12 protein-coding genes and 2 pseudogenes are annotated in these 11,301 nt (G+C 36.8%); 12 read left to right on the top strand and 2 right to left on the bottom strand.

Annotation, left to right across the window (positions count from 1 at the left end):
• Positions 1–43 precede the first annotated feature (43 nt).
• Complete coding sequence (locus tag AC6F75_RS01155; RefSeq protein ID WP_500713089.1) at positions 44–736, top strand: endonuclease; 693 nt, start codon at positions 44–46, stop codon at positions 734–736.
• Positions 737–859: 123 nt separating this feature from the next.
• The gene (locus tag AC6F75_RS01150; protein ID WP_500713088.1) at positions 860–1,138 is read left to right on the top strand and encodes a DUF5694 domain-containing protein; all 279 of its coding nucleotides are present in this window, start codon (positions 860–862) and stop codon (positions 1,136–1,138) included.
• 919 nt (positions 1,139–2,057) lie between these two features.
• Here AC6F75_RS01150 and AC6F75_RS01145 read toward each other — a convergent pair.
• Both AC6F75_RS01145 and arsM read right to left on the bottom strand, forming a co-directional pair.
• Positions 2,058–3,104, bottom strand: a pseudogene (locus tag AC6F75_RS01145) (inorganic phosphate transporter).
• An 87-nt stretch (positions 3,105–3,191) separates the two neighbouring features.
• A pseudogene (gene arsM, locus AC6F75_RS01140) lies at positions 3,192–4,158 on the bottom strand (arsenosugar biosynthesis arsenite methyltransferase ArsM).
• Positions 4,159–4,554: 396 nt separating this feature from the next.
• Here arsM and AC6F75_RS01135 point away from each other — a divergent pair.
• The 10 genes from AC6F75_RS01135 to AC6F75_RS01090 form a co-directional block, all read left to right on the top strand.
• Positions 4,555–5,121, top strand: a complete 567-nt coding sequence (locus AC6F75_RS01135) for a sigma-70 family RNA polymerase sigma factor (protein ID WP_500713087.1) — start codon at positions 4,555–4,557, stop codon at positions 5,119–5,121.
• A gap of 3 nt (positions 5,122–5,124) precedes the next feature.
• A complete protein-coding gene (locus tag AC6F75_RS01130; protein ID WP_500713086.1) occupies positions 5,125–5,376 on the top strand; it encodes a hypothetical protein in 252 nt (83 codons plus the stop codon).
• A 340-nt stretch (positions 5,377–5,716) separates the two neighbouring features.
• Positions 5,717–6,271, top strand: a complete 555-nt coding sequence (locus tag AC6F75_RS01125; protein WP_500713085.1) for a sigma factor — start codon at positions 5,717–5,719, stop codon at positions 6,269–6,271.
• A gap of 51 nt (positions 6,272–6,322) precedes the next feature.
• The gene (locus AC6F75_RS01120) at positions 6,323–6,919 is read left to right on the top strand and encodes a YceI family protein (protein WP_500713084.1); all 597 of its coding nucleotides are present in this window, start codon (positions 6,323–6,325) and stop codon (positions 6,917–6,919) included.
• A gap of 178 nt (positions 6,920–7,097) precedes the next feature.
• Positions 7,098–7,655, top strand: a complete 558-nt coding sequence (locus tag AC6F75_RS01115; RefSeq protein WP_500713083.1) for a redoxin domain-containing protein — start codon at positions 7,098–7,100, stop codon at positions 7,653–7,655.
• Positions 7,656–8,330, top strand: coding sequence for a cytochrome c biogenesis CcdA family protein (locus AC6F75_RS01110; RefSeq protein ID WP_500713082.1), 675 nt, complete (start codon positions 7,656–7,658; stop codon positions 8,328–8,330).
• Positions 8,331–8,391: 61 nt separating this feature from the next.
• A complete protein-coding gene (locus AC6F75_RS01105; protein WP_500713081.1) occupies positions 8,392–8,961 on the top strand; it encodes a carboxymuconolactone decarboxylase family protein in 570 nt (189 codons plus the stop codon).
• Positions 8,962–9,024: 63 nt separating this feature from the next.
• Entirely contained in the window at positions 9,025–9,456 is a 432-nt protein-coding gene (locus AC6F75_RS01100; RefSeq protein WP_500713080.1) for a DUF6789 family protein, read from the top strand.
• A 48-nt stretch (positions 9,457–9,504) separates the two neighbouring features.
• On the top strand, positions 9,505–10,422 hold the full coding sequence (locus tag AC6F75_RS01095) for a patatin-like phospholipase family protein (RefSeq protein ID WP_500713079.1): 918 nt from the start codon (positions 9,505–9,507) through the stop codon (positions 10,420–10,422).
• A gap of 126 nt (positions 10,423–10,548) precedes the next feature.
• Positions 10,549–11,301, top strand: a 753-nt coding sequence (locus AC6F75_RS01090) for a DUF3179 domain-containing (seleno)protein (RefSeq protein ID WP_500713078.1), incomplete at its 3' end; no start/stop codon positions are given.

Genomic DNA, 11,301 nt, shown 5'->3' with positions numbered 1-11,301 from the left:
ATCTGGCTACAATGATTTGGAATGGTCCGGATGCTGAAGATCGTTGGGTACGCCAAATCTGGGTACCTCAAATGCCGGGGCTGATATACACGCTTTACGTCCGGCAGACAGTCAGCGAAACACCATAAGAAGCAACAGGCCTTTTGAGGCCGGAACAGGAGCAGCGTCTTACATTACCGCTTCTGGTAACTTTTATCCCGGAGATGAATGGAGAGGCGATGTAGCCCGAATGATGATGTATATGTATATGAGGTATCCCACCCAATGTGCTGCCACTACTGTGGGTGCAGGCTCAACCAATTATGCGCCATTGGGTGATATGCCTGATATTTTTCTAATTTGGAACGTCCAAGATCCTGTTTCTGATTTTGAAATTCAACGCAACAATCACATAGAAATTGAACAAGGAAATAGAAATCCTTTTATAGACAATCCTTATCTGGCTACAATGATTTGGAATGGTCCGGATGCTGAAGATCGTTGGGATGTATTGTTCACAGAAACCCACACTACCGAACCTGTTTTTGTTTACCCTACGGTAACTGACTGTTGTTTCAACATTCACAATTATTATGAGCCAATCAGTACTGTAACCGTTTATAGTTCCACGGGCCAAAGGTTTGAAGTAAACGCTGAAAATAATAAATTGTGTTTGGATGGTTTTCCTTCCGGCTTGTATTTTATTTCAGTTGAAAACCAAAATAACCGGCAGTTTTTTAAAGTGATAAAGCGCTAGGATTTTTTGGAATTCCGGGCTTAAGTTCTCATATTTTTATATCCTTGTGGATTTCAATGATACTTTTAGACTTTGTGGGACTAACTGCGTTGATCCCAACGAGGAATCCAATACAACCTTTAAATGCTTCAGGCTATTGCATTTGGAGCATTTAAAGGTTGCGGAGGAAGAGGAATCTTTAAATATGAGATAAAAGATCACAAACAATTCGGTCCCGATTTTGTCACAGGTTGGTGGTTTAATAGAAACTTAAAAATATTTAGAAATATCCAGCGTATAGATGCTACACCTGAAGACAGAATTTTGGTAATCTATGGGGCAGGACACATGAATATACTAAACATATTCTTTGAAGCTTCACCCGAGTATGAATTACTATACGTAAATGATTACTTAAATTAACACATTACTAAAAAGGTATTTATGAATAGTTGCAGGTTTAGCAAAGAAATTGTTTGCCGAGGCTTTACAATACGCATATAAAAGCTAAAATATAAATAATTGGCTTACAATATTTATTCCTAGCTGCGATTCCCTTAGTTTATTGATTGGTTTGTAAGAGCCATTGTCTTAATTTTAGTATGATTTTTTCTTTTATCTATTGACTCAAAATTCTTAACTGTTGTTACTAACTCTTGGTAGTATTACACTCCTCCTCTGTAATAATCTAAAACTTTAACCCTCAACAAATATTCATAATTGGCATTGGCAAAATTGATCCGGCATTGTAAAAATTGATGTAATAAGCCAATAATTCCTGTACAGACCATTTCTTGTTTGGTTTGTTTTCAGAAAGATAGTTTAGTTAAGCTGTGAGTGCTTGTCGATCATTTTAAAATTCTTTATAATATACATTTCCCTCTTTGACCGCGTGTTTATTTAGTAAATTAGTCCAAGCATTGTGATCTAGATTGAAAGATGAGTTTGTTGTGGTGGAAATCAATTTCTCAGGAACTTCAGGTATTGGGAGTCCTCAGCTTGTATAACCTGTGGCAGATAAAAGCGTGCAGCCTTTTGTTGTAAAAGCAAACAGTGCTAAAACAAAAATTGGGATTAAAAATGTAGTAAGAATTAGTTTTTTCATTATTTAGATACACTGCTGTCCGGCAAAATAATTGAATTCATATAAACCATTATCATATTAACATATTCCGTCCGCCGATTGGCGGACTTTGTTTTATGTAAGGGTTGCTTTTGATTACCAATATATAGCCCCTCTGGGGCTTTAGTCCCGATAGGGACAAAATATTGGTAATAAATACATTACAAAATTTTTATAAGTCCCTTAGGGACGATATTTTTTTTACCGGACAACAGTGATTTAGATATTCAAAAATTTTAAAACTAAATAAACCAAAGCACCAAAAAATGCAGCGATGGGCAAGGTCAATACCCAGGACAAAACTATTTTTGAAACCATTTTGACATCTGCCTTCTTAGTGACTGATCCAATTCCGAAAATGGAACCAACCGACACGTGGGTTGTAGAAACGGGTAAGCCGTGAACACTGGATGATGTCACTAATAAGCCGGTAATGAGATTGGCACTTAACCCTTGTCCCTAACTTATTGGCGTGATTTTTTTGCTCATGGTCAACCCCACTTTTTTGGCATTGAGCAGGCCCCCAACAGCCATAGCAATACCTATGGAGAGCATGCCCCATTGAATGTCAAACGCATTGATAACCAAAAGTAAACCCACAATTTTTGGAGTGTCGTTGAGTCCGCGTGCAAAGCTTACAACTCCGGCACTTACAAAGTGGAGGGTATCCATTACTTTTTGTATGGAAACCCCAAGAATTTCACCATCATATTTTTCAGTAAACCGCTCTTTTTTGCACCTAACAAGTTCTATGCGGGAAGTTTTATCAGCCACAAAAGCGTTTGCTTGCAACTGAACAGAGCTTCCTTCTATTTCATTTACACAAACACAACTGCTTTTGGAAACACCTGTTTTCTCCCTGATAAACCGAAACATCAAATAAGCAATAAAACTCAAAACGGCAGCCAAAAGAGGACTGACTAATAATGGAAATAAAAAGGAAGCCCCTAATTTTGAAAAATTGAAGTCCATGCCGACAGCCATTAATCCTGTGCCAAAAAGAGCGCCCACCAAACCGTGAGTTGTGGAAATGGGCATCCCAATTTTAGTAGCCAGAAAAACCGTCAATGCCGCTCCCATTGCCACCGAAATCGCAAAAACAGGCATCTGTGCCAATTCCTCCGGAACGAGTCCGTTTCCTGAAAAATTCTTGATTAATGCGCTCGCTATAAATATAGATGCCACAGGACCTGCAAATGTTGTGATTGTAGCCCAGGTAATCGCCTTTTTGTAATTGGTGGTATTACTTCCAAAGAGTGTTGCCACTCCTTTGAAATTATCATTGACACCATTGGTATAGGCTAAAAAAACAGGCTGCGACAAAGAGCAGGATAAGAATCATAATCTATGGATTTAACAACAACCGCCACCGTCATAATGGAAGGTGGATTCACTGAAAAAAATATCATCCCGTCCCAGGTCTACCAAAGCTCCGGCGGTTTTATCACAAATAGCCAACGGCTGAATTTTTAAGAGGATATGTCTTTTTTGTCATCCAGAAAAGGTTCATCTCCATAGTAAATGGCAGCTTTACCGGTAAAAATACACGGGCCGTCTGCGGGCGTAGGGTCTTTAATGGCCGCGACTTCTATCGACTCTATATATATCAGTTCGTCAGTAGGGTAGTGTTTTGGGTCGAGGATGCGATACGGTTTTCTGGCGCGTATTTCTATGGTTCCAAAACCGGCATCGGTAAGTGCTTTTATATACTTAGCAATGGGTAAACTTCCGCTTAAGCACAAAGCTCGTAAACGGTCGTCATTGTGCAGGGTTTCGTTAATGGGTTGCTCACAAGTGGGGTCGCTCATGACCAGTTTGCCGTGGGGTTTTAATACACGGTACATTTCTTCTATGGCTTTTTTTAGATCTTCGGATTTAAAGATATTGAACAGGCAGTTTTGTGCAGCCACATCAATGGAGTTGTCCTCCACCGGAAGGTTAAGTACATCTCCTTTTTTAAGTTCGACAAAGTCACTTTTGAACCAGGGGTTTTGCGCTTCGGCTTCGATAAAGTTTTTGCGGGAGGCTTCCAGTATTTCATCCACCATATCGACCCCACAACACCGCCTTTATGAAGGTTGAAATAGGCGAATTGCAGCAATTCCATACCACCGCCAACTCCCACATAGAGCATTTTTGGATTGTTGGAAAGATCGCGGGAAAGAACGGTACTTCCGCAACCGTAGTTTATTTCCTGCACGATTTTTGGGATTTTCAGTCCCGGTAATTCCAAGATGGGATTGGTGGTGCAGCATAAGCCCACATCGGGAGTAAGTGCTGCTTCTTTGTATACGTCGTATGTGGTGTCTAAATAGCTCAACCCTTTTTATAGTTGTTTGTTAATGGTGTAGTTTCAATCTCCACCTTTTGCGGGTCGTAATGACAATTAATAGATAATGATGTGATTAGGAATTAGTCAATGTTTTTTTATTAAACTTACTTTTATTTAGTTTTAAATTATATTTCAGGTTTTAAACACAGAAAATTTAGTCATTGACAACATTATAAAAAGCGTACAAAACTTAAAAAAAATCATTAAATAAAAAAAAAGTACTACAAGGATTTCAATAGTTTTAAAACAAGCATATTGGCAAGTCTAATAATATGTATCAATAACAATAAAAAGTCTTTAACTAAGTATCATAATGGTATATATTATTACGTCAAGCCCATAAAAAATCATTTGAAAATTCTACATTTACAAAAAAAAAGAGCCGTGAAGTCACTAAAGCACAAAATAAATGCCGCTCAATGGGTAGATCGCTATGCCGATTACCTATTCAATTATGCTATAACACGTGTTAATGATACATATATCGCTGAAGAACTGGTTCAGGAAACCTTTGTTGCCGCCTTAAAGTCTATGAATAATTTCAAGGGTGAAGCCACAGAACGAACCTGGCTGATTTCTATTCTAAAAAGAAAAATTATTGACCAATACCGGAAAAACAAGTCCAAAAAAGGACAAGCAGAAGTGCGGATGGAATATAGTAATACTGAAGTTCAGGAAGGTGACTGGCTGGAAGAACAAGTTGAAGATACTGAAACAATGAATGCCGAGTCTCATCTTGAAAATAAAGAGCTTGGTCTTGCCATAGAAATATGCCTGGAAAAGCTTCCGGTAAAACAAGCAGAAGTTTTCAAACAAAAAACCATTTTAGGAATGGAAACCAAATCCATTTGTAAGGAACACAACATTAATCCGTCAAATCTTTGGGTGATTATTCACCGCGCCAGGGTTCAATTGATGCAATGTTTAAATGACGACTGGTTTAAAAATTAAAAAATGAAAAATAAATTATTCATAAGCTGTGAAGAAGCTGCACACCACATTGATAAGGCACAATATGGTGAAGCCACTTTTTGGGAAAAACTTTCCTATAAAATTCACGTTTTGTATTGTAAACTTTGCCATTATTATGAAATTAAAAGCAAAAGACTCACCGGTCTTATCAATTCAGGTGAAGTGCATTGTTTGACAACTGAACAAAAATCAAAAATGAAAGAAAAACTGGAAGATACTGCATCAAACTCCTAAAGCATTATCTCCTGCTTGCCTCATTAATCCTTAGTGATAATGCCTCAAGTCTATTAAAAACCTGACTAAAACCACAAATAACCCAAGGGTTCTCAACCTTAAATAAAACTAAAACAACGCTTCCTCTTTGGAGAAATTAACTTCAAAGATAAACCGCTATTGCGAATTGTTGATCGCCTCAACAAAGCCTATGGCAACGGAAATTCAAATACGGTAGCCAGCCTTCAGTACCCAAAACCAAATACTAAACTTAAAACCACGTTAAATATTGGAAACTATTGAAAGTTTCTAATATTTTCTCGTCTAAATAATAACTGAACAAAAATTTAATTTCTCAACTATGAATTCTATTTTAAAAAATGCTGTAAATGAAGAGTTTGGTGCTTCAAATTATGAAACAGTATTTAATAAAATCTATACTGAGTACTATTTTACAGTTGAGCGGTTTGTAGTGAGAAACAACGGCAACAAATCTGATGCACAAGATCTCTTTCAGGAAAGTGCTATCATTTTATTTAAAAAGCTGGAGGATGATAATTTTATGCTTACCGCAAAATTAAAAACCTACTTAATGGCTATTGCTAAAAACCTTTGGTATAAAAAAACCCGTGATAAAAAAGAGTTTTCAGGGCTTAAAGAAAATTATTCTAATGATTTTTATGAAGATATAAACCTATATATCGAGGAAGAAAAATCAAGTTTTGAAAAATTAATGTTCTTACTCGGAAAGGTTTCTAATCATTGCAACCAACTTATCAATGACATATATTTCAAATCGACTCCTATAAAAGTAATTCAGAAAAACTACGGCTACACCAGTAAACACAATGCCCAGAATCAGAAATACAAATGCATTGAACAAATTAAAAATAAAAAAATTGAAGTTTACGGGTGATTTTTTAATCATCAAGGTATAAATAGATGTATAACTCAAAACAAATAAATTATGAAAACAAAAATCACAACTTTAGCAATTATTTTAGGCATGGCCTTTGGGATGCCAAACACTCAAGCTCAAAATGCAGATAAGTGGATGTTGGACAAAGACCATACATCGGTCAATTTTTATATCTCCCACTTCTTTTCAACCGTAAATGGAAGCTTTCAAGAATTTGACGGTACTTTTTATTTTGACCCCAATAATCTCAATGGAAGCAAATTTACCTTTACCATTCCTGTCAATAGCATATTCACCAATAATGAAAAGAGGGATAACCACCTGAGGTCTGAAGATTTCTTCAATGCTTCCAAATATCCTGTTATCAAATTTGAATCTACCAGTATCCAGAAAAAATCAGGAAATAATTATGTGGTTAATGGCGAACTCACCATCAAGGAAACCACCAAAAAAATAAGCATCCCTTTTGAGTACAAAGGTGAAATGGAGCACCCTATGATGAAAGGAACCAAAATACTTGGTCTGGAATTCAACACCAAGATAAAACGTTCAGATTATAAAGTGGGGGTTGGTAACTGGGCATCAGATATGGTAGTAGGTGATACTGCCGACGTTACTATTTTTATGGAACTAAACCGAAAATAATAAACTTGCCCTGCTTCAGGCAGCTATTTTTTGGTTACTACTTAAAAAAGTGCTTGTTACAAGTCAAAGGCACTTTATTTTTAAAGTTAAGTGTGGAAATAAGTAATGATTTTCCAAAAATAAATACAATAGAGGGGAAATAGTTTCTCGCAGATTAAATATTTAAAACTAATTTATTATGTTCAAACAAATCAAATTAAGCTTGCTTTCATTAATGGCATTATTCCTATTTACCGCCTGTAATTTTGGCAACACTGAATCTCCTGATAAAAAAGATTCAACCCTAAACGAGGCAGATGTAAATAAAAACGCGAATTTTAAAAAAGCGCCTGAATTTGAAGTCACTACTATTGATGACCAAACCATAAGCATGAAACAGTCACGGGCAGATAACAAGCCCACGATGATCTATTTTATGGCTTCCTGGTGTTCCATGTGTGCCCAAAACTGGAAAGCCCTCAATGAAGTATATCCTGATTATAAGGACAGGGTGAACTTTGTGGCGATAAGTATAGACCCTACAGATGATGAGGAAACAATTTCAAAATTGGCAGAAGAAAGGAACCTTAATTTTCCATTGGTTGAAGGCACACCACAAGTGATGCTGGATTTTGACGTAAACAGCCAGGCTACTACAGTGGGTGTTAATAAAGAGGGTTATGTAGCCTTTCAGAAAGACAAAACAGTACTAAATGCTGAAGAATACCGCAATCTCTTTGAGCAATTGCTAAACTAAATGGATTTTATAGGATTCTCATTTTTGCAGGGTGTATTGGCGTTTTTAGCTCCCTGTGCCGTGGCCTTGTTGCCCGGTTACATTCTCGCCTTTATTTCGAGAAATCCCCATAACCGTTCTAACATGGCTGCACGGTTGGGCAGGGGTTTTAAGTTGGCTTCGCTTAGCATATTGGGAATCCTTTTAATCTATAGTTTGGCCGGGGCAACGATAATAGTCGCAGCTCAGTTTTTGAAAGAGTATATGAAATGGATTACAATTGGAATGGGAACCTTATTGATTATCCTTGGAATTTTGATGTTACTGGGAAAGAGCATTTCCTTTTCTTTGAATATGCAAAATTCAAGCCCAAAGACAGAGTCTGTTGAGGCTTTTGTATTTGGTGTTGGTTATGCAATTGGTGCGCTGGGATGCCTGTTCCCATTGTTTTTAATAGTAGCAACACAGGCCATGGCCGCAGAAACAGTTTGGGAAGGCAGCTCCTATATTCTGGCTTATTTTGCCGGAATCAGTGGAATGATGATCCTTACCATACTCCTGGCCGTTTTTGCCAAGGATTTTCTGCTAAAAAACCTTAGAAAAATACTGCCATATATGGAAAAGATTACCGCTGTCCTTATACTATTGGCTGGAATATATGTAATCTATTATCAAATGGCGCTATTTGTATATTAAGGTTTCAAGCCTTAAAAAAAGTACTTTATAATTAATGTTTAATCTTAAAAAAATTTAAATTATGTCAAACCAAACATACAAAATCGGTTTAAAACCGGTAGAATTGGAAAATGCCAACGAGCAACAAAAAGAAATCCTTGAAAGAGCCAAAAAAGGTATGGGAATGATCCCCAATATGTATAATAATATGGTGAACTTGCCCGGGCTTCAGGATACTTATGATACCGGCTATAATTATATTAGAAAAGACAGTGGCTTTACCCCTGCAGAACAAGAAGTGGTCTTTCTTACCATAAGCATTGACAACTCTTGTGGATATTGCACAGCTGCACATAGTTTTATAGCTGATAATATGTCAAAAACCCCTCATGAGGTTACTAAAGCAATCCGCAATGGAAATGATGTGCCTGATGAAAAATTAAAAGCACTACACGAGTTTACCAAAATTATGAATGAAAGCAGAGGGAATCCTTCTCCTGAAGAAGCCAAAAGATTTTTGGATGCCGGATACTCAGAAAAACACATTTTGGCAATTATTCTTGCCCAGGCCGTAAAAACAATCAGTAATTATTCAAACCACATATTTCATACAGAAGTTGATGAAGCTTTTGCAGGTCATAAATTGAATTAACCTTAACAAGGAAAGTCGTTGACCCGGCTTTCCTTTTTTTCTCTAACCAATAAATCTTTAATTATGAACAACAAATTGAATCAAGCCCTAACGGGTGGCATTGTCGCCACCATTGTAATGACCATTATCATGATGCTTGGCGCCCAAATGGGAATGCCTGAAATGAATCCACCGCAAATGCTGGCTACCACCATGGGAACCGGTATAGCAATAGGGTGGGTTTTCCATTTTATGATAGGAATTATTTTCGCATTGATCTATGCTTATATTATTATTGGTTTTTTGACAAAAATAAGCAGCACCCTATTAAAAGGAGTTGTATTTGGTGTTTTAGCTTTTATTATTGCCCAAATTGGAATGCAAGTAATGGGAATGATGTTGCCAAATATGCCAATGCCTGAAGGAAGTATGGTCATGCTTATAATGGGAAGTTTGATTGGCCATATCATTTTTGGAATTGTTGTAGCTTATTTTGTTAAACCACAAGCTGCCTAATCTCAGGCTCAGCAGAGGCTAATTTATATAAACTAAAATAGTTAAACTATGCGAGCTTTGGTTATTTCAGGAGGTGGTAGTAAGGGTGCATTTGCCGGTGGTATAGCAGAATTTTTAATAAAAGATTGTGGACAGAAATATGAGTTGTTTCTAGGTACATCTACTGGAAGTCTTCTTGTTCCCTTACTGTCCATTAATGCAATTGATCGGTTAAAAGCTATTTATACAACAGTAGAACAGAAAGATATTTTTAGCAGCAATCCTTTTATAATTAAAGAAGCAAACGGGGAGTTGATTATTAAAATTAACCATTTTAATATTCTTAGAATGTTTATCAAAGGAATTAAAACCTTTGGCGAAAGCAAGAATCTTAGAAAATTGATTTGTGATATAGTTACCACAGAAGATTATAAAAGAATGAAAGAAAGTACTTCTGAAGTTGTAGTCACTGTTTCAAATATAAGTTGTAATCAAGTGGAATATAAAAGACTAAAAGACTTTGAATATCACGATTTTTGTGATTGGGTGTGGGCATCCGCTAATATGGTACCCTTTATGAGCCTCATGGAAAAAAATGGGTTTGAATATGCTGATGGCGGAATGGGAAACGTTGTGCCAATTGCCGAAGCAATTAATCGCGGAGCAACTACTATTGATGTTATAGTTTTAAAAACAGAAAAACCCAGTATAAAGAAAAACCCCGTTAAAAATGCACTGGAGTTAACAACAAGAACCTTTGATTTTATGCTAAATCAAATAATTACAGATGACATTTTGATAGGAAAACTTAAAAGCCTGCATACCAAGGTTCACCTGAACTTTTATCACCCCCCCGAAATGCTAACCAAAAACTCCTTAATATTCCAGCCACACATAATGAAATTATGGTGGCAACAGGGCTATGAATTTGCCCAAAACAACAGTCCGTTTTGTAAATGTATCGAACCTGAAATATCTTTATTATGAAATGTCCATAAGCAAAATTGCCATACCAACCGCCTTGCTCCGCCAATAGGCGGATTCAGGCGACGAAGCCGAAAATGATTATATGGACATTACATCTGACCGATAAAAAACAAATATTACAAACAGATGAAAACAACACTTTTTTTATTAGCAGCTTGTATGACTTTACAGTCCTTTTATGCGCAAGAGAAAAAAGGCTTTGATCTCTCCAACACAAGTATCCCGCTTTCAGAAATTAAAGATGGAGGGCCTCCAAAAGATGGTATCCCGTCTATAGATAACCCAATATTTTTAAAGGCTTCTGAAGCTTCTTTATCTAAAAATGATAGGGTTTTAGGGGTTTATGAAAAGGGAATTGCCAAAGCATATCCCATTGCCATCCTCAATTATCATGAAGTGGTCAATGATAACTTTAATGGTAAAAAGGTTGTAGTAACCTATTGCCCGCTATGTGGGAGCGGTATTGCTTTTGACGCAAAAGTGAATGGTAAAACCCTCACTTTTGGTGTTTCAGGCTTATTATATAACAGTGATGTCCTGCTTTATGACAGGCAAACAGAATCCCTGTGGTCTCAACTAAAATATGAAGCTGTATCCGGATCGATGCTTGGAACGGAATTAGAAATTTTGAATACTGCAAACACCACTTGGGATAATTGGAAACAAAATCACCCTAATTCGCTCGTTTTGTCTGAAAATACCGGGTTTATTAGAGATTACTCAAGGAATCCCTATCCCGGTTATGACACCTCTTCACGCACCTATTTTCCCGTAAACCAAGAGGACGATAGGTTCCATCCTAAAGAAATGGTCATAGGCATTGAGATAAACAAACAGGCCAAGGCGTATCCTTTTTCTGAACTTGAAAAATTAAAGGGA

It is taken from the genome of Planktosalinus sp., assembly GCF_059864935.1.
Note: the sequence above shows the minus strand (reverse complement) of the source record. Positions and strands in the feature narration are given on the sequence as shown.

What these genes read in the sequence shown, in the direction of transcription:
- AC6F75_RS01105 (WP_500713081.1), top strand. Translation starts at nt 8,392, where the DNA reads ATGTCAAACCAAACATACAAAATCGGTTTAAAACCGGTAGAATTGGAA.
- AC6F75_RS01110 (WP_500713082.1), top strand. Translation starts at nt 7,656, where the DNA reads ATGGATTTTATAGGATTCTCATTTTTGCAGGGTGTATTGGCGTTTTTA.
- AC6F75_RS01120 (WP_500713084.1), top strand. Translation starts at nt 6,323, where the DNA reads ATGAAAACAAAAATCACAACTTTAGCAATTATTTTAGGCATGGCCTTT.
- AC6F75_RS01125 (WP_500713085.1), top strand. Translation starts at nt 5,717, where the DNA reads ATGAATTCTATTTTAAAAAATGCTGTAAATGAAGAGTTTGGTGCTTCA.
- AC6F75_RS01095 (WP_500713079.1), top strand. Translation starts at nt 9,505, where the DNA reads ATGCGAGCTTTGGTTATTTCAGGAGGTGGTAGTAAGGGTGCATTTGCC.
- AC6F75_RS01115 (WP_500713083.1), top strand. Translation starts at nt 7,098, where the DNA reads ATGTTCAAACAAATCAAATTAAGCTTGCTTTCATTAATGGCATTATTC.
- AC6F75_RS01130 (WP_500713086.1), top strand. Translation starts at nt 5,125, where the DNA reads ATGAAAAATAAATTATTCATAAGCTGTGAAGAAGCTGCACACCACATT.
- AC6F75_RS01150 (WP_500713088.1), top strand. Translation starts at nt 860, where the DNA reads ATGCTTCAGGCTATTGCATTTGGAGCATTTAAAGGTTGCGGAGGAAGA.
- AC6F75_RS01100 (WP_500713080.1), top strand. Translation starts at nt 9,025, where the DNA reads ATGAACAACAAATTGAATCAAGCCCTAACGGGTGGCATTGTCGCCACC.